This is a genomic window from Pseudohalocynthiibacter aestuariivivens (assembly GCF_018457175.1).
In the GTDB taxonomy this organism is placed as follows: Bacteria; Pseudomonadota; Alphaproteobacteria; order Rhodobacterales; family Rhodobacteraceae; genus Pseudohalocynthiibacter; species Pseudohalocynthiibacter aestuariivivens.
The window spans coordinates 356,004-375,965 of sequence record NZ_JAGFNU010000001.1; the positions used below are offsets into that span (position 1 = coordinate 356,004).

The 19,962-nt window shown below is 52.6% G+C and carries 17 protein-coding genes; 10 read left to right on the forward strand and 7 right to left on the reverse strand.

The genetic code is table 11. The features are described from left to right. The first annotated feature begins 23 nt into the window (after nucleotides 1–23). A complete protein-coding gene (gene uraH, locus J4E70_RS01830; protein WP_213887350.1) occupies nucleotides 24–377 on the forward strand; it encodes a hydroxyisourate hydrolase in 354 nt (117 codons plus the stop codon). Between the two features lie 20 nt (nucleotides 378–397). Here the strand turns inward: uraH and J4E70_RS01835 are convergent, their stop codons facing one another. Then, nucleotides 398–2,752, reverse strand: a complete 2,355-nt coding sequence (locus J4E70_RS01835; RefSeq protein ID WP_213887351.1) for an aldehyde dehydrogenase family protein — start codon at nucleotides 2,750–2,752, stop codon at nucleotides 398–400. Between the two features lie 4 nt (nucleotides 2,753–2,756). Continuing rightward, the gene (gene deoC, locus J4E70_RS01840; protein ID WP_213887352.1) at nucleotides 2,757–3,788 is read right to left on the reverse strand and encodes a deoxyribose-phosphate aldolase; all 1,032 of its coding nucleotides are present in this window, start codon (nucleotides 3,786–3,788) and stop codon (nucleotides 2,757–2,759) included. 155 nt (nucleotides 3,789–3,943) lie between these two features. On the opposite strand from deoC, the gene rpe reads away from it, so the two are divergent. Both rpe and tal read left to right on the forward strand, forming a co-directional pair. Continuing rightward, nucleotides 3,944–4,624, forward strand: a complete 681-nt coding sequence (gene rpe, locus J4E70_RS01845; RefSeq protein WP_213887353.1) for a ribulose-phosphate 3-epimerase — start codon at nucleotides 3,944–3,946, stop codon at nucleotides 4,622–4,624. Between the two features lie 153 nt (nucleotides 4,625–4,777). Next, nucleotides 4,778–5,761 carry a transaldolase gene (tal, locus tag J4E70_RS01850; RefSeq protein ID WP_213887354.1) on the forward strand — a complete coding sequence of 328 codons (984 nt, stop codon included), beginning with the start codon at nucleotides 4,778–4,780 and terminating at the stop codon, nucleotides 5,759–5,761. Nucleotides 5,762–5,812: 51 nt separating this feature from the next. Here the strand turns inward: tal and J4E70_RS01855 are convergent, their stop codons facing one another. After that, nucleotides 5,813–7,138 carry a UDP-glucose dehydrogenase family protein gene (locus tag J4E70_RS01855; RefSeq protein WP_213887760.1) on the reverse strand — a complete coding sequence of 442 codons (1,326 nt, stop codon included), beginning with the start codon at nucleotides 7,136–7,138 and terminating at the stop codon, nucleotides 5,813–5,815. A 289-nt stretch (nucleotides 7,139–7,427) separates the two neighbouring features. On the opposite strand from J4E70_RS01855, the gene J4E70_RS01860 reads away from it, so the two are divergent. Further along, nucleotides 7,428–8,255 carry a bifunctional allantoicase/(S)-ureidoglycine aminohydrolase gene (locus J4E70_RS01860; protein WP_213887355.1) on the forward strand — a complete coding sequence of 276 codons (828 nt, stop codon included), beginning with the start codon at nucleotides 7,428–7,430 and terminating at the stop codon, nucleotides 8,253–8,255. Between the two features lie 42 nt (nucleotides 8,256–8,297). Here J4E70_RS01860 and J4E70_RS01865 read toward each other — a convergent pair whose 3' ends face one another. Next, nucleotides 8,298–9,206 carry a LysR family transcriptional regulator gene (locus tag J4E70_RS01865; RefSeq protein WP_213887356.1) on the reverse strand — a complete coding sequence of 303 codons (909 nt, stop codon included), beginning with the start codon at nucleotides 9,204–9,206 and terminating at the stop codon, nucleotides 8,298–8,300. 112 nt (nucleotides 9,207–9,318) lie between these two features. Between J4E70_RS01865 and J4E70_RS01870 the strand changes: the two genes are divergently transcribed. From J4E70_RS01870 to J4E70_RS01880, 3 genes are all read left to right on the forward strand, one after another. Continuing rightward, nucleotides 9,319–10,581, forward strand: a complete 1,263-nt coding sequence (locus J4E70_RS01870) for a urate hydroxylase PuuD (protein ID WP_213887357.1) — start codon at nucleotides 9,319–9,321, stop codon at nucleotides 10,579–10,581. Between the two features lie 120 nt (nucleotides 10,582–10,701). Further along, entirely contained in the window at nucleotides 10,702–11,748 is a 1,047-nt protein-coding gene (locus J4E70_RS01875) for an AbrB family transcriptional regulator (RefSeq protein WP_213887358.1), read from the forward strand. Nucleotides 11,749–11,867: 119 nt separating this feature from the next. After that, on the forward strand, nucleotides 11,868–12,044 hold the full coding sequence (locus J4E70_RS01880) for a hypothetical protein (RefSeq protein ID WP_213887359.1): 177 nt from the start codon (nucleotides 11,868–11,870) through the stop codon (nucleotides 12,042–12,044). Between the two features lie 432 nt (nucleotides 12,045–12,476). Here J4E70_RS01880 and J4E70_RS01885 read toward each other — a convergent pair whose 3' ends face one another. Then, on the reverse strand, nucleotides 12,477–14,897 hold the full coding sequence (locus J4E70_RS01885) for a GcvT family protein (RefSeq protein WP_213887360.1): 2,421 nt from the start codon (nucleotides 14,895–14,897) through the stop codon (nucleotides 12,477–12,479). Nucleotides 14,898–15,071: 174 nt separating this feature from the next. Between J4E70_RS01885 and J4E70_RS01890 the strand changes: the two genes are divergently transcribed. Next, complete coding sequence (locus J4E70_RS01890) at nucleotides 15,072–16,598, forward strand: trimethylamine methyltransferase family protein (protein ID WP_425516536.1); 1,527 nt, start codon at nucleotides 15,072–15,074, stop codon at nucleotides 16,596–16,598. Here J4E70_RS01890 and J4E70_RS01895 read toward each other — a convergent pair. Then, a complete protein-coding gene (locus tag J4E70_RS01895; protein ID WP_343229436.1) occupies nucleotides 16,595–17,566 on the reverse strand; it encodes a LysR family transcriptional regulator in 972 nt (323 codons plus the stop codon). The two genes, J4E70_RS01890 and J4E70_RS01895, sit on opposite strands and share 4 nt — an antisense overlap. After that, nucleotides 17,563–18,180, reverse strand: a complete 618-nt coding sequence (locus tag J4E70_RS01900) for a helix-turn-helix domain-containing protein (protein ID WP_246531562.1) — start codon at nucleotides 18,178–18,180, stop codon at nucleotides 17,563–17,565. The genes J4E70_RS01895 and J4E70_RS01900 overlap by 4 nt, the downstream gene beginning before the upstream one ends. Before the next feature lie 292 nt (nucleotides 18,181–18,472). On the opposite strand from J4E70_RS01900, the gene gcvT reads away from it, so the two are divergent. Together gcvT and gcvH are read left to right on the forward strand one after the other, a co-directional pair. Further along, a complete protein-coding gene (gene gcvT, locus J4E70_RS01905; protein WP_213887362.1) occupies nucleotides 18,473–19,582 on the forward strand; it encodes a glycine cleavage system aminomethyltransferase GcvT in 1,110 nt (369 codons plus the stop codon). A gap of 14 nt (nucleotides 19,583–19,596) precedes the next feature. Then, complete coding sequence (gene gcvH, locus J4E70_RS01910; RefSeq protein WP_213887363.1) at nucleotides 19,597–19,962, forward strand: glycine cleavage system protein GcvH; 366 nt, start codon at nucleotides 19,597–19,599, stop codon at nucleotides 19,960–19,962.

Below are 19,962 nucleotides of genomic sequence, written 5' to 3' on the forward strand. Positions count from 1 at the left end.
AGTTCAGAAATGGCGAGGTCGGAATGTCAGGCTATTTGACAACACATGTTTTGGATACTGCACTTGGGTGTCCGGCGGCGGGGATGAAGATTGAACTTTATCACATCGAAGGCGAGGCGCGTTCTTTGTTGAAGTCCGTCGTAACAAATGACGACGGGCGCACCGATAGTCAGATTTTGCCAGCTGATGAGTTCCAAAAAGGTACCTATGAACTGGTGTTCCACGCAGGTGCATATCTGGATGCCTGTGGCACGCCCCCGGAAAACCCGCGGTTTCTTGATCTGATCCCAATTCGGTTTGGCATGTCAGAAGCCGCGCACTACCACGTGCCGCTATTGCTTTCGCCTTTCAGTTTCTCAACCTATCGCGGCAGTTAACTAGACAGCGTGCGCGTGTTCTATTCGCCGTAGGGTATCCAGACGTTCTTAACGTCGGTAGCCTGTCGCAGGAATTCACGCCCTTCACCGTCAGTGCTGAACCAATCTCGTGCTTGGCCATTGTTGACCCAAGTGCGTTTCAGGTTGCCCGCTGAGCGTTTTTCAATATCGGCTGAAAGATCGGTCGAGGAAAAGCTCCAGACTGCATCGACATCCAGATGATCAGAGAGCGTTTTGGAAAGCTCTACATGGTCGCCAGTTAAAATGCTTACGACTCCGTCTGGTACATCCGATGTTTCCAAAACCTGATAGAAATCTGTTGATGCTAGTGGAAAAGGTTGTGATGCAACCAGCACCGATGTGTTGCCCATGGCCATAGCTGGCGCCATGGCGGAAATCAGGCCCAGCAAGGGTGTTTCGTCTGCGCATAGTGCACCGATGACCCCTACGGGTTCATGCATCGCCAATGCGACCCCCCGGATCGGAACGCCATGTACCTGACCATCGTATTTATCGGCCCAGGCAGCATAGGTGAACAGACGGCTGATAGAAGCCTCAACTTCTTTGTTACCGCTACGTTTACCGGTCATTGCGTCGATCCGGTCAGCAAATTCTTTTGCACGAGCCGAGAGATTCTCAGCGATGTAGTAAAGGATTTGCGCTCGTAGATGCCCCGTTGTCTTTCCCCATCCGCTGGCCTTGTGCGCGGCTTCGACCGCGTTTCGCACATCTTTCCGGTTGGCGATACCTACGTGACCCAGAAGCCCGCCTTGCCGTGTCCAGATTGCTTGCATATAGCCGCCGTCAGGCCGGGCCTGTTTGCCGCCGATGAAGAGTTTTGCTGTTCGGTCTAGACCATCGGAAGGTGCTAAATCCTTACCCTCAGCAAAAGGTGAAATAGGAGCGAGGGTCTTCGTTTTTGTCTTCGGACGGGTGTAAGCCGTAAGGCCTTCCCAGCCACCTTCGCGACCAAAGCCGCTTTCACGAACCCCGCCAAAACCTGCAGCAGCGTCAAACAGATTGGTCGCGTTCACCCAGACAACGCCAGCGGCAAGTTTTGGGGCGATATCAAGCGCGAGGTTTATATTCTCGGTCCAGACAGTCGCGGCAAGGCCGTAGCGGGTGTTGTTGGCCAATTCGACAGCTTCTTTCGGCGTTCTGAAAGTTGTGCCGACCAATACAGGCCCAAATATTTCCTCCTGCATAAGCCACGCTGAGGTGTGAAGCCCGGTAATCAGTGTTGGACGGTAGAAACACCCCGTTTCAGGAAGGGCACTGTTGGCGTGATACACCTCGCCCTCACCCCCGTGTTCATCGACCAGTCTGGTAATTGTCTCAAGCTGGATCGGATCAACGATCGCACCGATGTCGATACATTTATCAAGCGGGTCACCAATGCGAAGCCCATCCATACGGGTCTTCAACTTTGCATAGAATCGGTCAGCGATTCCTTCCTGCACCAAAAGGCGTGATCCGGCGCAACAAACCTGTCCCTGATTAAACCAAATCGCATCAACCAACCCTTCAATAGCAGAGTCGATGTCGGCGTCGTCAAAAACGATGTAGGGTGATTTACCACCAAGCTCTAACGTCAACGCCTTGCCAGACCCGGCTGTCGCCTCGCGAATTTTGCGCCCAACAGAGGTGGAGCCGGTAAAGGCGATTTTGTCGATGTCGGGATGATTGACAATCATTTCGCCAACAGCACCGTCACCGGTTACGACATTGACAACACCTTTTGGTAGCCCGGCCTCCTGACAGATTTCAGCAAACAACAGCGCTGTGAGCGAGGTATATTCAGCCGGCTTCAGCACAACCGTGTTGCCCATTGCAATCGCTGGAGCAATTTTCCACGACAGCATCAGCAACGGGAAGTTCCACGGAATGATCTGGCCGCACACACCAAGCGGTTCGGCATCGGGCAGTTCGGCCTCCATCAATTGGGCCATGCCCGCATGGTAATAGAAATGCCGCGCGACCAGCGGAATGTCGATGTCGCGGCTTTCACGGATTGGCTTGCCGTTGTCCAGCGTTTCCAAAACGGCAAACAGGCGGCTGTATTTTTGCACGAGCCGCGCAATTGCATAGAGGTAGCGCGCGCGTTCATGCCCCGAAAGCCGCGTCCATTTTCTCTGTGCTTTGCGGGCGGCAGAAACGGCGGCATCAACGTCATCGGCACTTGCCTGCGATAGCATGGCAAGTGTTTCACCTGTCGCCGGATTGCGGCTTTCAAACCCTTTGCCAGGCGCGGTCCACGAACCGTTGATGAAATGGCCAAAGGTATCGCCACGATCTACCAGCCATGCCAGCGCTTCACCTGCTGCTTCGGGGGCAGGGCCGTAGTCCATGCTTTCGAAAATATCCTGAATGCTCATGTGATTATCCAATCGCGTGGCGGTGGGCTGCGGAATAGCGGCCGGTGGCAAAGTGTTCGAGCTGGCGTTCGATATCACCAAGAAGCGACGAGGCCCCAAATCTAAAAAGATCGGGCTGCAACCAGCGAGTTCCGAGCTCGTCCTTAATAAGGGTCAGGTAGGTCACTGCGTCCTTGGCTTTTGAAATGCCGCCTGCAGGTTTGTAACCGACGCGAAAACCCGTGCGGTCAAAATAGTCCCGGATCGCGCGGATCATAACAAGGCTGACAGGCAGGGTGGCATTGACGCTTTCCTTGCCGGTTGAGGTTTTGATGAAATCAGCGCCGGCCATCATGCAGACGAGCGAGGCGCGCACGACATTGCGCAATGTGCCAAGCTCACCCGTCGCCAAAATGGCTTTGACATGCGCGTTTCCACAAGCTTGGCGAAATGTGCGCATCTCATCGTAAAGCGCCTGCCAGTTTCCGGTCAGCACATGCCGACGCGAAATCACAATATCGATCTCTGCCGCCCCGGCCTTAACGCTCTCTTCAATTTCGGCGACGCGCAGGTGAAAGGGCGACAGTCCTGCGGGAAATCCGGTAGAGACCGCAGCAACCGGAATGCCGGATCCCTTAAGCGCCTTAACCGCTGTTTCGATCATTTCGTGATAAACGCATACTGCGCCTGTCGTGATGGGTTCAACACCAAGCCTTTTGACTATTTCGGCGCTTAAAGGTTGGCGCGCTTTTGCACATAGTCTGCGAACGCGCCCTTTTGTATCGTCGCCAGAGAGCGTCGTGAGGTCTATCAAAGAAATCGCCTTCAGCAACCATGCGGCCTGATATTCTTTTTTGACCGAGCGGCGGCCGGGTAATGTTTTTGCGCGTCTTTCGATCGCAGATGTGTTAATCTGAACGCTAGAAACCCAATCCAGATCAAGTGCTGTGCCTGGATTGCGTGGTTCTTGAACCTGCGGCAGTTGTGTAGTGCCCTCATGCGCCACATCTGCTTGGGTATTCAGGTTTGCCGAGCCGGGTTGGGTTTCGCTATTCATCGCAGCTCTCCGTTGCGGGAAACCAAAAGGTCTCATGGGTTTTGTGCTATTGCAAGTTTGATCAAACGGTCAAGTACGATAAGTTTCGTGTAGAAGAGGTTTTCAATAGCTTTGAACCGCGTTAACAGGGCTCATCTGCCAAGGAGAGCTGCGCCATGTCCTTTGATCGTTCCATTAAGATAGCCCCGTCAATCCTTTCTGCTGACTTTGCGAACTTCGGTTTGGAGTGTGAAGCCATCGAAGCCGAAGGTGCCGATTGGGTGCATGTTGATGTTATGGACGGGCATTTTGTACCGAATATCACCTTTGGCCCATCAACCTGCAAGGCGATCCGCCCACATGTTAAGGGCGTCATGGATGTTCATCTGATGATTGCGCCGGTTGACCCATATATCGAAGCATTTGCCGAGGCAGGTGCCGATGTGATTTCAGCGCATATCGAAGCCGGTCCGCATATTCACAGAACGGTTCAGGCCATTCGTGCAGCAGGTGCAAAAGCAGGTGTTGCGCTAAACCCGGGCACGCCAGCAGAATCGGTCGAGTATCTGCTTGATATGGTCGATCTGATCTGCGTAATGACAGTGAACCCCGGATTTGGCGGGCAGAAATTTATTCACTCGCAGGTCGAAAAAGTCCGCAAGCTTCGGGCGATGATTGGGGATCGACCTATTCACATTGAAATTGACGGTGGTGTCACCCCCGAAACCGCACCATTGGTTGTCAAAGCTGGTGCAGATGTGCTTGTTGCCGGGTCAGCCGTTTTCAAAGGCGGATCGGTCCAGAACCCAGCGCCCTATGGTGAAAACATCAGGGCGATCCGGGCTGCTGTCAGCTAACTGCTTAGGATCTTTGGGTATCGTTTGTTTGTCATACTCACCTGATTTTTTGACGACTGCACTGTTACCAGCTCCCGGTTGGAACATCGCCTATACATACTGCTGGCAAAGCGGTAAAAGCGGGCAAAATCCATCGTGTCTGGGGAATATTCAATGTCCAAATCTTCTGCCCTTGCTCAATTGCGAGAAATGACCACCGTCGTTGGCGATACCGGCGATATCGCGGCGATCCGGCGGCTTTCGCCAATTGACGCCACGACAAATCCCTCACTCATCCTTAAAGCGGCGCAAATGCCCGAATACGCAGACATGATCAAAGCTGCGATTGCAAGGGTGGACCGCTCGGGCAAATCTGATGCTGAGGTTATAGATGATGTTGTCGATCAGATCAGTGTCGGGTTTGGCAGCGAGATTGTGAAACTGGTTCCCGGTCGTGTCTCGATCGAGGTGGATGCGCGGTTGTCTTTTGATACGGAAGCATCAATTGCGAAGGCCCGCAAGATCATCAGCCTGTTCAAAGAAGCAGGTGTTGAAAAAGAACGGCTGCTCATCAAAGTCGCGGCTACCTGGGAAGGCATCCGGGCGGCGGAAGTTTTGGAAGCTGAAGGTATAAACTGTAACCTGACCCTGATTTTCGGATTTGCGCAGGCGCGCGCCTGCGCCGAGGCTGGAGTGTTTCTGATTTCGCCTTTCGTTGGACGTATTCTTGATTGGTACAAGAAGGCCAATCCGGGCACTGAATATACCGCCGAGACTGATCCAGGCGTATTGTCTGTGACGAGCATCTACAACTATTTCAAAGATCATGGCTTCAAGACTGTGGTTATGGGAGCAAGCTTTCGGAATACCGGAGAGATTAAAGCGTTGGCAGGGTGTGATCGGCTTACGATCAGCCCAGCACTGCTTGATGAACTAGCAGCCGATATGATTAACCTGCCACGTAAACTTGAAGATAAAGGTGCGACGCAAAACCAAGAGCCAAAGCTTGATGAGAAAGCTTTTCGCTGGGATATGAATGCCGATGCAATGGCCACGGAAAAGCTCGCAGAAGGTATTCGTGGGTTTGCTGCGGATAGCGAAAAACTCGAAGCAATCTTGCGCGATATGATCTGCAAGCAAGACTTTGCAGATTTTTAGAGGCGCTGTTGTTACAGCGCCTTTTTTCTGGGTCTAGTGTCTGAACGTGACTCAGCCTTCGCTCTGGAACCCTTCGCGCCCGATTGTGGCGAAATGTGTAAACCCTGCATTTTTCACGTCTTTCGTGCTGTATATATTGCGCAAATCTGCCATTCGCGGTTGTGCCATTCGTTTGGCAAGCCGTTTCAGATCGAGTGCGCGAAATTCGTTCCATTCTGTCAACAAAACCAGCGCGTCTGCGTTTTGGGCAGCTTTATACGCGTCGTCGCACCAGTTTACACCGGGTAGAAGCTTTGTGCCTTCGTGTTTGCCTTGAGGGTCGACAACGCGCACTTTGGCCCCGCCACCGACAAGGGCTGGCACAATCGTGAGCGAAGGCGCATCACGCATGTCGTCAGTATTTGGCTTGAACGTAACGCCCAGTATCGCGATAGTTTTTCCATTCACAGAGCCATCGCAAAGGTCCATTACCTTGTCGATCATCCGGCGCTTGATCTCTTCGTTCACCTTTATAACGGCCTCGGTGATTTGCATGGGCATAGCGTGTTCCTGGCCAATGCGTGCCAGCGCTTTGGTATCTTTCGGGAAACACGATCCGCCGTAACCCGGACCGGCGTGCAAGAACTTGTTGCCGATCCGCCCATCCAGACCGATACCTTTTGAGACTTGCTTAACGTCAGCGCCGACCTTTTCGCAAAGTGCGGCGATCTCGTTGATAAAAGTGATCTTGGTCGCAAGAAATGCATTGGCTGCGTATTTGATCATTTCCGCGGACTCGAGGTCTGTCACTACCACCGGAAAATCGCGCAGAAAAAGTGGGCGGTAGACGTCGGCCATAACATCTTCGGCCCTGTCGGATTGCACACCGACAACAACTCTGTCGGGGCGCATGAAGTCGTCAATCGCCGCCCCTTCACGGAGGAATTCAGGATTGGAGGCGACATCAAAATCAGCGTCCGGATTTGTTTTGCGGATGATTTGCTTAACTTGCCGGTTAGTGCCCAGAGGTACAGTCGATTTGGTTACGACAACCGTGTAATCTTGCAGCGCGCCGGCAATTTCCTCAGCGGCGGCATAAACATACGTTAGATCTGCGTGACCATCGCCCCGCCGTGTTGGTGTTCCAACTGCTATGAATACCGCATCGGCGTCACCAACGGCATTTGCAAGATCACCGGTAAAACTTAGCCGCCCTGCGGCGACATTTTTTGCCATTAAATCTTCTAAGCCGGGCTCGTAGATCGGAATGTTACCCGCTTCGAGCATCGAAATTTTTCCAGGGTCTTTGTCGACACAAACAACCTCGTGACCAAAATCAGAAAAGCAAACCCCTGAGACGAGGCCGACATATCCTGTGCCAATCATAGCTATCTTCAAATGACCGTCCTCGGTTTGTGCCAATGTTTCCAAAGGCATGCGGCATCACACCCGTGTTGTCAACGAAACGCTCCATCAGAGCGTCATTTTTAGAAAAGGTTACATGAAAACCGCGTGTTATCGTAGTTTGGCTTTCAACAAACCTCACTTTAGATGCGGATTGTTTTTCAGGACTTTCAAATAATGCCACTAGATGCTGTGTGAATTTACGAACGCATTAACCATTGGGTTTTGAGGCCTGGCCGGGTTTGATAGAGGCGTAATTCTACCGGTTATAAAGGATTCGAAAATGCCAAAAAGCCGCTACTTCGCGCCAACCGGAGGCTTGCCTGCACAAACAGATCTTCTGACAGATCGCGCCGTTTTTACAAATGCTTATGCGGTCATACCCAAGGGTACGATGCGTGATATCGTGACGAGTTTCCTCCCATTTTGGGATGCCACACGGGTCTGGGTGATTGCGCGTCCTCTAAGCGGGTTTGCAGAAACATTTTCTCACTACATCATGGAAGTTTCCACTGGTGGTGGCAGCGATAAGCCAGAACTCGACCCATCGGCCGAAGGTGTTCTGTTTGTTGTGGAAGGCCAGATAAATCTGTGTTTTGAGGGGGCGGATCATGCCTTGCAAGAAGGTGGGTATGCCTATCTTCCACCGGGTTCAAAGTGGACTGTTAAAAACAACGAACAGTCGCCAGCGCGATTCCATTGGATTCGTAAAACTTATGAAACTGTCGAAGGGATTGAGGCACCATCCTTTTTTGTCACCAGTGATCAGGATGTTTTACCAACCGCGATGCCGGGGACAGAAGGGAAATGGGCAACAACCCGGTTCGTGGACCCTGCGGATATGCGCCATGATATGCACGTTACCATAGTAACATTTGAACCCGGGGCCGTTATCCCGTTTGCCGAGACGCATGTGATGGAACACGGGCTATATGTTTTAGAAGGAAAAGCTGTCTACCGGCTCAACCAAGACTGGGTTGAAGTCGAAGCTGGCGACTATATGTGGCTACGCGCCTTTTGCCCACAAGCGTGTTACGCGGGCGGGCCGGGAAAGTTTCGCTATCTGCTCTATAAAGACGTGAACCGGCATATGAATTTGAGCCTCCGATAATATTCGAGACTTGCAACATTCAAGGTTTTTGACGGTTTTGCTTTAACACTCTTTAAGAGCGGCAGACATTTTTGCAGCCATAAAGTCGATGAACAGCCGTGTTTTCGGGTCCTGATGGCGGCGATGTGCGTAAAGGCAAACAAGCTGAACGGGCAAGGGCGGGGTGTCTTCGGCAACCGGGACTAACGCACCGGATCGCAGGTGTTCTGCAACCTCAAACATCGGTTTTAAAATGACACCCTGACCATCCAGTGCCCAGGCGGTCAGAACGTCACCATCATCGCTTTCAAACGGACCTTCGACGGCATAACGTTTGGGCCCGTCCTCTGTCATAAGCTCCCATTGAAACTCGGGCGCACCGGGGAATCTCAGAGCCAGGCAATCATGCTTTTTAGCAACAAGCTCTGCGCCGGACATCGGGTGCCCGCGACGGGAAATATAAGAAGGAGACGCACAAACGACACGTTCGCAGGTCGTTATCTTGCGCATTTTCAGGTTGCTGTCTTCTGGATTGCCAAGAAAAAATGCAACATCCAAACCTTCAGCCGTCAGGTCGATTTTGCGGTCCGACAACCGCAATCTAACGTCAACTTCAGGGTATTCCTTTTTAAAGCTGGGTAAGGTCGGCGCGACAAATCTTCGCCCAATGCCAAGTGGTGCCGCAACAAAAAGCGACCCGCGCGGATTATCCGTAATGTCGCTGACCCCCGCTTCCGCCGCCTCGACGGCTTCTATTACACGGCAAGCGCCTTCATAAAAAATTCGCCCTTGCTCCGTGGGCTGAAGCGATCTTGTTGTTCTGATAAACAGTCGAACGTCCAGATGGGATTCAAGCTGAGATATCCGCGAAGATGCAACCGCCGGGGAAATACGCTGGTCCCGCGCTGCTGCAGACATGCTTCCCAGTTCAAAAACACGTACAAAGGTGCGAATGTTGTCGAGATAAGACATGACGGACCCTCATCTTACGGTTTTATTTGAAAGTTCTTGGTTCATTTCGGTAATACAAGAAAAAGGGGTAATCGGCTAGCCTGTCGTCAAATCGGCTTAAGGGAAGAATACAATGCAGGATCTTGCAATAATGTGGGACTGGCTGGCATTCGCGGTAAGGTGGTTACACGTCATTACCGCGATCGCCTGGATCGGATCATCGTTCTATTTTATCGCGCTTGATCTGGGGCTGCGTAAAGCGCCAGACCTGCCCGCCGGTGCGCATGGCGAGGAATGGCAGGTTCACGGCGGCGGGTTCTACCATATTCGCAAATATCTGGTCGCACCTGAAGCGATGCCAGAGCATCTGACATGGTTTAAATGGGAAAGTTACGCAACGTGGCTTAGTGGTGTTGCCTTGCTGATGATCGTTTACTGGGCCGGGGCAGAGTTATTTCTGATTGATCCGAACAAAGCCGATCTTGCAGTCTGGCAGGCGATTTTGATTTCCGCCGGATCGCTGACAATTGGCTGGCTGGTTTACGACACGCTGTGCAAGTCGGGCTTGGGCGAGAAACCAACCTTTCTGATGGTGTTGCTGTTCATCTTGCTGGTGGCAATGGCCTGGGGCTACAATCAGGTCTTTTCAGGTCGGGCAATGATGCTTCACCTTGGTGCGTTTACCGCGACGATCATGACGGCGAATGTGTTCCTTATTATCATGCCGAACCAGCGTATCGTTGTAAAAGACTTGCAGGAAGGCCGGGTGCCGGATGCGAAATATGGCAAGATTGCCAAGCTACGTTCAACTCACAACAACTACCTGACATTGCCGGTGTTGTTTCTGATGCTGTCGAACCATTACCCGCTGGCATTTGCGACAGAATACAACTGGATCATCGCAGGTCTTGTGTTCCTGATGGGTGTCACGATCCGTCACTATTTCAACAGCGTGCACGCGAGGAAAGGTAACCCAACGTGGACATGGGCGCTAACGACTATTCTGTTCATCTTTATCATGTGGCTTTCAACGGCACCTCTGATGCAAGACACGCTGGAAGAATCCGAAGCGCGCCGGTTGAGCGAAACAGAGCAGGTTTTTGCAAACACCGCTGGTTTTGAAGACGTAACGAGTGTTGTTCTTGGCCGCTGTTCGATGTGTCATGCACGCGAGCCGTTTTGGGACGGGATTCATCGTGCCCCAAAAGGCATCCACCTTGAAACGCCTGCGGATATCGCGCGAAGTGCGCGTCAGATTTATCTGCAATCAGGGGTCACCCACGCCATGCCGCCTGCAAATGTGAGCTGGATGGAAGAAAGCGAACGGGCAACCATTGTACGATGGTACCGGGCCGCGGCAGAGGAGCTGCCGTTCAGGCTGGCCAGCGGAGACTGACATACTCGCCTCTTGCGCCCGGCCTGAAACTCGTCAGGATGCGGCCGAGTGGTTGAGGGAACGGCACGATGCCAGAAACGCATTGCATCCTGCAAATTTCAATAGAATTTCAGGACTTCCATGAGCGTTGAATTTCGCATTTGGCTTAGTGCAATCCTGACGCTTGTTCTGGGTGCTGGTGGGGCGGGTTTGTTCAACATCCTAGGTTTTCCAGCCGCGTTCCTGACCGGGCCAGCCTTGGTTGTGACATTTGCCAGCTTGTTAGGGTTGCCCGCTGTCGTGCCCAATTTGCTGCGCAATACCAGTTTTTTGGTTCTTGGGTTGGGAATTGGGGCCGGAGTGACGCCTGAAGTGCTGGAGACCGCCGCGCGCTGGCCTGTCAGTTTTGTTGCACTATTGATTACGTCAGTTGCCACAATCTATTTTTGCGCACTTGTTTTGCGCAGATCGTTCGGTTTCGACAGGGCGTCCGCGATGCTTGCTGCCATTCCGGGGTTGCTCAGCTATGTTCTGAGCCTCGGCACCGAAAAGAATGTGGATCTTGTTCGCGTCAGCGTGGTGCAAAGTTTACGGGTTTTGTTGTTGACGCTGCTGGTGCCGCTTGCGATGGGTTTGTTTGAGATCAAGACCCAGATGTTGCCGCGCGCCGCCACATTGATGACGCCTGAATTGTTGTTACTAGTCGGCGTCACAAGTGTTGTCGCTGGCTTTGTTTTGATCCGGCTGCGTGCCCCGGCTGCATTTTTTCTGGCTGGAATGGCTGTTTCCACAATCGGGCATCTGAGTGGACTGACACCAGGTCAACTGCCCCGCTGGATGACGTTGGTTGCGTTTGTTGTTGTTGGCTCACTTATCGGAAGCAGGTTTCGGGGGCAGACATTGGCAACACTTGGTGCGTCCTTTCTGGCGGGCGTCGGAAGCACGGCTGTTGCAATGCTAATTGCCGTTGCTGGCGCTGCATTTGCGTCTTGGATGATCGGGTTGCCTATGGCGCTGTTGGTCATTGCCTTTGCGCCCGGCGCGCTTGAGGTAATGATTGCGATGTCGGTTCAGATGGGTGTTGATTCCACGTTCGTCGCCGCGCATCACGTTGCGCGACTATTGATCCTTATCGCTGTTGTACCTTTGATGATGGCCAGAAAGCCGACCTCGGGTCAGGACCTGTAAACCTAAAAAGAAATTAGGTTAGCTACGCGGGACTTTCTGGTTATTCGCAACAATCGCCTATCGCGTCTCCTCGATAAACGGTTATCATCTCTCAAATGCTTGATATCCGTAGGGGTAATATGGAAAGAGGATCCTTTGATGATCCGTTTTACAAACGTTTGCTTACATTTCTTCACGCATCGAATAGTGAAACGGATAGAGACCGCGCTCTTGTTGCTGCTTCATTGATAGAAGAAATGCTTGATGAGGTTACGCGGGTTTCTGTTGGAAAATGCCGCCACGAAGAACCTTTTTGACAAGCCAAACGCCCCGTTTTGGTCATTCTCAGCAAAAGCCTCTGCAAGCCGCGCTCTCGAGTTGATTTCCTTTGCGGAATTTCGAGATGTTGAGTTAGTTTGAAATATCCGCAACGCTTTCGCACACAGTGTAATGTGTTCTTTTGATGATGAAAAAATCAGGAGTTGGGCGTCTGCGCTCGAGGTAGGGATGTCCGATCTCGATGCGTTGGAAAAGGGATATAAGTCCCGAGTGGATGCCCCTAAACAACGATTTGTAATGGTAACGACGAGCTTAGTCACCTCGCTTTATAACCGCGCCCACTATGTAAAGAGAGAAAGATTGATGGAACGCAACTGGCCGCAATAGTCGGAGAAACAGCGCCAACGAATAGCCAAATGGCCGCTCATAGCTGTCATCTGTCTCTTTCAATCAGTCTATAGGCTCTGACCCTAGGCTCTGACCAGAGTGTTCTCAGGGTCATAGAGGCAAGGCTGTGTCACTTTAGACGGGACAGCGGTGCCAATCACATCTACAAAAAGTTCGTTTCCTTCAACCGCAAATTCGGGCTCCACAAACCCCATTGCAATATTTTTGCCAATCCTGTGGCCCCAATCGGCCGAGGTGACAGTGCCAACGACTTTTCCATCTTTCAAGATACTGGCACCGGCATGCGCAGGGGCATGCGTGCAATTAAGAACCAATGAAACAAACAGGCGGCGGGGTTCGGATTTTATTGCTTCGACCAGCGCATCTTTGCCCAAAAACTCTGCCTTATCGAGTTTCACAAACCGGTCCAGCGCGGATTCAAACGGGTTATATTCGGTGATCAGATCGGACTTCCAATGACGGTAACCTTTTTCGAGCCGCATCGATTCAACGGCGCGGCTTCCGAACAACCGCATTCCATGCGCCTCGCCCGCCTGCCGCAACGCCAAATACGCGGCGTAGAGTTGATTGTTTGGAACGTGAATTTCATAAGCCAATTCGCCGGAGAAACTGACAGACATCACAATAGCCGGGGCGATACCGATGAATGCATCGCGAACTGACAGCCAAGGGAAGGCTTCGGATGACCAGTCTTCACGCGAAACCGAACTCAAAACATCACGCGCGCGCGGGCCTGCGAGAACCAAAATTGTGTGATCGTTCGTCAGGGATCGGACGCTGACGGACCCATCGTCTGGAAGATGCGAACGCAGCCAATCCATATCATGGAACTCAGCCGCAGCAGCAGAGCCATACCAGATACGCCCATCCGGCAGATTAGCAATCGTAGCTTCGCCTTTCACATTTCCTGTGTGGTTCAGGAGGTAACCCAAACCAACTTTTCCAGTCTTGCGGGTAACTCGCCCGCAGAACATTTTATCAAGCCAGTCCTTTGCGCTGACGCCTGAAATCTCATACCGGTTGAAACCATCTACTTCGGCCAGGCCGACGGCGTTTTGCACGGCGTCAACTTCTGCAGCGATAACATCAAAGGTTTCGTTGAACCGGAAGCTGTGGGTTTCGGTGAAATCCGGTGAAGGCTTTATGTACGCCATGCGTTCCCAGCCGTTCACAACATCAAACTTGGCCCCTTCAGCGACCAGAATTGGTGTCAGTGGCGTTGTCTTGGCTGGTCGACCTGCCGGGCGGTGTTCGTGCGGGAAATGAAAGCGGAATTCGTTTTGATAGTCTTCGATGGCTTTTAGCGCTGTCAGCTCCACGTTGCCGTGGCCCGCGAAACGACGTGGATCCAGACACCAGGTGTCATAACAAGCCTCGCCCTGCACGATCTGCTGTGCGAGCAGCCAGCCGTGACCACCGCCTTCGCCAAGCCCTGCACGCAGGCCGATAATGCAAAACGCGTTCCGCTTTCCGGGTATCCGCCCGACCAATGGCGCGCCGTCGATCGTGTATGTAATGGGTCCGTTAACAACCGTATGAATGCCAACATCCATCAATACAGGCATACGCTCAAAGGCCCCTTCCAGAACATCGGTGATCCGGTCCAGGTCATCCGGGCAAAGCGCGTTCACAAAGTTCGGGTCGATCCCGTCCATGCCCCATGTTTTGCAATCCTGCTCGTAAAATCCGACGAGCAGACCCTGCTTTTCCTGACGGCAGTAATAGTCGCTGATCGGGCAGCGGAGCAGCGGCATTCTGTGGCCAGCTTCAACAATTTGCTGGATTGGCTCGGTCAGCATGTACTGGTGTTCCATCGACATGACAGGGTGATGTACCCCCATCATCGCGCCAACCTCGTTCACGCGGTACCCACAGGCGTTTACGACGATTTCGCAATTGATGTCACCTTTTTCGGTGTGAACGGTCCAACTGTCGTCTTTTTGTTGGGTGAGGCCGGTAACGGGCGTGTTGCGATAAACCTCTGCCCCCGCTTTGCGCGCGCGCCGCGCCAGCGCCTGACACAACTGGGCCGGGTCAATATCGCCATCAAGCGGGTCCCACAGCCCGCCAAGCAGGTTTTCGGTTGAAATGAGCGGGTGCCGCCGCGCGCATTCTGCGGCATCAATTACCTCAAATTCCACTCCCATGCCTCGTGCCACGGAGGTGAAGTGGCGGTAACCTTCCAACTGTTCTTCGGTATTGGCAAGACGAATGCCACCGTCCGCATGGTGGTAGTTGATGGGATAGTCCGGATCTTCTGAAAGTTCCTTGTAAAGCGCGATGGAATGGCTTTTCAGGCCGACCATCGTCTGGTTCATGCCAAAGTTCGTGACCTGCGCTGCTGAATGCCAGGTCGTGCCGCTGGTCAATTCATTCCGCTCGACCAATACAACATCGCTCCAGCCTTCTTGGGTCAGATGATACAGAGTCGAACATCCGGCAATCCCGCCGCCAATAACCACTACCTTTGTTTGGCTCTTCATAACATTATCCGATCATTTTTCGCATAGGGAGACAAGCATTCGCATGGGTCAAGTTAAAGTCACGACCTTCCATTTTTTGAAATTGAAAGTGCGCTTTTAATAAATACCGATAGATTAAATTGCGCGCCCTATTGTGTTTGGGTCAACTGCGTCGAAAAACTGGAGCGAAACGAAGTGACTAGGGTAAAATCAAAACGACGCATGGGCGGACGAGCCGAAAGGGTTGCTGCGCGATCAGCGCCGCCGGTGATAAACCCGTGCCCGCCGGGGCAGGTTGGTGGGCAATATAGGCCGCTTAGCGAATCCGAAATTCGCGCGATTTACGGGACGGCTTTGCGATTGCTGGAAGATTTGGGAATGGGTGACGTTCCCGAAATTCTAGAGAAACAACTGATCGCCCATGGAGCAAAGAAAAATGATCGTGGACGTATCGTGTTTCCGGCATCCATGGTTGAGGGCATCATAACGAACGCGGCCATGATTTTTACGCTTCACGGGCGTGATCCGGCACGTTCAATCGAAGTTGGTGGTGACAAGGTGTATTTCGGAACCGGCGGTGCAGCGGTTCAGACACTTGACCTCGACATGCAGGTTTACCGGCCATCGACGCTGCGTGACCTTTATGACTTCACGCGATTGCAGGACACACTGACCAATGTCAGCTGGTTCACGCGCTGCTGTGTCGCGACCGACGTCCCCAGAGTGATCGATCTTGATGTAAACACGGCCTATGCCTTGCTGCGCGGTACAACGAAACCCGTGGCGACCTCTTTCACTGTTGCCGAAACCATTGCCCCGATTGTTAAGATGTTCGACATGGCGCTGGGTGCAGACGGGGCGTTTTCCAAGCGACCCTTCGTTAAGGCCCATATCAGCCCTGTGATTTCACCAATGCGCTTTGGCGAAGATGCGGTGGAGGTTGCGCTTGAATGCATGAAGCACAACATTCCGATTTCATGCATCACGGCGGCGCAATCCGGGGCAACGGCCCCGGCGACGCTTGCCGGATTTCTGGCGCAGTCACTGGCCGAAACGCTGGGCAGTCTGATCATGGTCAATGTGTTTGAGCCGGGCTACCCGATGGTGTTTTCGAACTGGCCCCTGGTGATTGACCTGCGCAGCGGCGCTTTCTGCGGCGGCGGTGGCGAAATTTCGGTACTAAATGCCGCGTCGGCGCAAATATCAAACTGGCTTGGTTTGCCATCGGGTGTAGCCAGTTCGATGACAGACGCCAAGGCGATTGATGCGCAATATGGAATGGAAAAGGGAATTTCCGCGCTTGCTGCGGGGTTGGCGGGCGGCAATCTGATCTATGAAAGCTCTGGTATGACAGCGTCGCTGCTTGGCGTGTCCTTCGAGGCGTTTTTACTGGATGACGAAATGCATTCGCATATTTATCGGGTACTACGCGGTGTTGAGGTGAGTGACGAAACACTTGGCTATGACACAATTTGTGCGGCAGTGCTGGGCGTGGGGCATTTCCTGGGTGAGAAAAATACACTCGGTGCGATGGAGCGGGACTATTTCTATCCTAGTCTGGCTGATCGCGACGACCCTAGGACCTGGGCCGAAAAGGGCGGCACTGATGCATGGAGCAGGGCGCGGGAACGGGTGCGCGATATTTTGGCAAACCATGAGCCTGAATATGTTGAAGCGTCCGTCGACAGAGATATTCGCGAGGCCTTTAACATCCTTCTTTAATCAGGCAGCATCCGGAGGTTTTCGCCCAGCCAAGGCAGTTTCTTGTGGCCCGCGTCTATAATTTGAGTGTCAATTAACACCCTTAAGGTTGCCGCAATGTCAAAGCTTGCTGCATCTTGCCAGTCTTTCTGCGTAAACAGTGAAATGCGACGGGCAAAAGGTGTAAAGGGCAGGGGATGCACAGTCACATCCCTATGAAACCTTTGAGCGCGAAGATACCCCAGCGGCGTTGTGATCGCCCAGCCAAGGCCGCCAGCAACGAGCGCCATAAGGGCTTGCTGACTGCCGATTTCGTAACGCGCTGGTAGATCAAGTTTCAACCGGGACAGATGGGCATCTATCTGGCGCCTAATGATCATGTCACGTTCGTAACGGATCATCGGAAGGCTTGTCAGCGCTGTAAGTTCAATTTGAGCAGGCAACTCCATTGCGGCAGGGGCGACAAGCAAGAATGGATCACGCAGCAATGGGTGTTCCGTTACTTCGGCGGGTGGTTCACCCGTCGAAGCGGCGATCCCAAGATCAAGCTTGCGGTTTTTGAGCATTTGCAGAATCTCACGGCTTGGCGCGGTAATCAGACGAAAGTGGCATTTCGACAGATTCTGGGCGAGCGCAGTCACAAACTGCGGTGTTACATCATTTTCGAAATCGTCAATCATACCAAGTTGCAGATCGGCGAGATGCGACAGATCCAAGGCTGTCAGTTCGGTTTGCGCCTGACGTAGCTGGCTTAGCGCTTCTTTGGTCCGGGTAAGAAACCTGACTCCGGCTGGGGTCAATGTCATCGGACGTTTGCCGTGATTGAGAAGTTCGGCTCCAAGTCCGTCTTCCAAATTGCGAAGCTGCTGAGACACGGCGGGCTGGCTCATCCCCAAATGACGCGCACTGTCGGCGACAGAGCCCGTTCTGGCTAGCGTTTCAAAAACTTCGAGACCGCGCAATGTCAGAGGTTTCTGCTTCAAGCTCACAACTCCAGCGATACCCAAAGAACCAACGCATCTGCCTCGCTCAGGGAAATACAGCAATGTCCCATGCCGCTATCATAATAAACCGAGTCACCTTTGGTCAGGGTTAGTGGACGATAGTGCTCCGTATGTAATTCGAGCGTTCCTTCCAGAACATACATGAACTCTTCACCGCTATGACGAATCCACTCGTCATACTCTGTCATATCGCGGGCTTTGATGTGGCTGATGTAGGGGACCATGGCTTTGCTGGTGAGTTCCGTGCAGAGCAATTCATGATCATACGTTTTGGTGGATCGTGGCTCACCCTTTCCTTTGAAGGTCACATCACGCCGACCTGTCACACCCCGGTTTCGGGATTGAATGAATAGCTGCGGCGTCTGTAAGTCCAATGCTTGGGTGAGGCGGCGGATAATATCGAACCCGGCCTTGGTCTGATCATTTTCGATTTTCGACAGGGTTGATCGACCAATGCCGGCGCGCTGGGCTGTTTCCTCTAGCGTCCAGTTCTTTTTGCGCCGCGCTTCTCGGATCAGCTTTGCAAGAGAGGAGCTGTCTTGCGCCTCTGGTGGCAGACTTTCCGCTGTAAGCGGTTGAAGTTCTTCCATTTCAGCCATCAGGAACCTCCGTAGCCGCGTTCTTGCGGTCAACTTGGCGCGAATTTGGTCCTATCATCCACGCAAAGTTTACCAGTTCACAGCAAGAATCTGTTGATTTAGCGATATTATACGCATATTAGAGAAAAATGACACTAAAGGAAAATAGTTTCTTATAAGAAACATTGCCGAAAAGGGGGAATCAGACGTATGGTGAAATTTAACCTGCCCTTCGCGAAAAGCGTTACTGCCCAAGCTTCCCCTCATACTTGTTCAGCTGCCATCGAAACCTTTTTTAAACGGATTACGCATCATGTCTGACACAGAATCCACTGCTCCGCGCCGAACCCCGCTTTATGACCTGCACGTCGAACTTGGCGGTAAGATGGTTGATTTCGCCGGTTGGGAAATGCCGGTTCAGTATTCAGCTGGCATTATGGCAGAGCATGCACAATGCCGCGAAAAGGCCGGTGTCTTTGATGTGTCTCACATGGGGCAGGTCGAACTGCGTGGGGAAGGTGCTGCCCGGAAGCTTGAAAGCATCGTACCAGCTAGCATTGAACCCTTGGCTGAGGGCAAGGCGCGCTACACCTTTTTTACCAATCCCGAAGGCGGGATCATGGATGATCTGATCGTATCAAACGCAGGGGACCACCTATTTTTAGTGGTGAATGCTTCGATGCGGGATCAGGATATCGGTCATATGCGCGCCAATCTTGATGGGGTCGACATTGTGGAACTTACCGATCGCGCATTGGTGGCTGTGCAGGGCCCTAAGGCGGTCGAAGTTGTTGGTGCGTTGTGCCCAGACGCCATTGAGATGAAATTCATGGAAACGATCGTCGCGGATATTATGGGTGCTTCTTGTCGTATTTCCCGTTTGGGATATACCGGCGAAGATGGCTATGAAATCTCGATTCCCGACGAACATGCTGTTTCGATCACACGTGCCTTTCTGGCGCATGATGACTGCGATGTCGCGGGTCTCGGGGCGCGTGACAGCCTTCGGCTTGAGGCAGGTTTGTGTCTCTATGGAAATGACATCGACAATGACACCTCGCCAATTGAAGCGCAGTTGAACTGGGCAATCCAGAAACGCCGTCGCGAAGAGGGTGGCTTTCCAGGCGCAGACCGGATTTTGCGCGAATTGGCTGATGGGCCGTCGCGAAAATTGGTCGGAATTAAACCACAAGGTCGTGCGCCAGCACGACAAGGCGTTGAAATCCAGGATACTGACGGTAATACTCTTGGTCATATCACATCTGGCGGGTTTGGGCCTACGGTCCAAGGCCCGGTTTCGATGGGGTATGTCGCGGTGAACCATGCCAATGTTGGCGAAGTGGTAAACCTAATCGTGCGTGGCAAGGCCCTGCCCGCAGAAATAATCGCTCTGCCTTTCGTGCAGCAAAACTACAAACGCTAACCGGAGCTTCTAACATGACCACCTATTATTCCGAAGACCACGAATGGATCACCGTTGACGGCGATACCGCAACCATTGGCATTACCGCGCACGCTGCAGACCAACTTGGCGAAGTTGTTTTCATTGAGCTGAAAGATGTAGAGGACGAATTTGAAAAAGGCGACGAAATTGGCGTGATTGAATCCGTCAAAGCCGCTTCAGAAATTTATGCGCCTGTAGATTGTGAAATCATCGAAGCCAACAATATGTTGGAAGGCGCGCCTGGTAGCATGAACGAATTCGCTGAAACTGACGCCTGGATTTACAAAATCAAAATCACGGACGCCAAGCAGCTTGAAGACCTGCTGGACGAAGAAGGTTACAAAGCGTTTATCGGCTAG

Bases quoted from the DNA above. Each gene is read 5' to 3' on its own strand.
- J4E70_RS01880 (WP_213887359.1), top strand. From the start codon at position 11,868: ATGGAAAGAGGATCCTTTGATGATCCGTTTTACAAACGTTTGCTTACA.
- gcvT (WP_213887362.1), top strand. From the start codon at position 18,473: ATGTCTGACACAGAATCCACTGCTCCGCGCCGAACCCCGCTTTATGAC.
- J4E70_RS01900 (WP_246531562.1), bottom strand. From the start codon at position 18,180: ATGGCTGAAATGGAAGAACTTCAACCGCTTACAGCGGAAAGTCTGCCA.
- J4E70_RS01835 (WP_213887351.1), bottom strand. From the start codon at position 2,752: ATGAGCATTCAGGATATTTTCGAAAGCATGGACTACGGCCCTGCCCCC.
- J4E70_RS01860 (WP_213887355.1), top strand. From the start codon at position 7,428: ATGCCAAAAAGCCGCTACTTCGCGCCAACCGGAGGCTTGCCTGCACAA.
- J4E70_RS01865 (WP_213887356.1), bottom strand. From the start codon at position 9,206: ATGTCTTATCTCGACAACATTCGCACCTTTGTACGTGTTTTTGAACTG.
- uraH (WP_213887350.1), top strand. From the start codon at position 24: ATGTCAGGCTATTTGACAACACATGTTTTGGATACTGCACTTGGGTGT.
- J4E70_RS01885 (WP_213887360.1), bottom strand. From the start codon at position 14,897: ATGAAGAGCCAAACAAAGGTAGTGGTTATTGGCGGCGGGATTGCCGGA.
- deoC (WP_213887352.1), bottom strand. From the start codon at position 3,788: ATGAATAGCGAAACCCAACCCGGCTCGGCAAACCTGAATACCCAAGCA.
- gcvH (WP_213887363.1), top strand. From the start codon at position 19,597: ATGACCACCTATTATTCCGAAGACCACGAATGGATCACCGTTGACGGC.
- J4E70_RS01870 (WP_213887357.1), top strand. From the start codon at position 9,319: ATGCAGGATCTTGCAATAATGTGGGACTGGCTGGCATTCGCGGTAAGG.
- tal (WP_213887354.1), top strand. From the start codon at position 4,778: ATGTCCAAATCTTCTGCCCTTGCTCAATTGCGAGAAATGACCACCGTC.
- J4E70_RS01875 (WP_213887358.1), top strand. From the start codon at position 10,702: ATGAGCGTTGAATTTCGCATTTGGCTTAGTGCAATCCTGACGCTTGTT.
- rpe (WP_213887353.1), top strand. From the start codon at position 3,944: ATGTCCTTTGATCGTTCCATTAAGATAGCCCCGTCAATCCTTTCTGCT.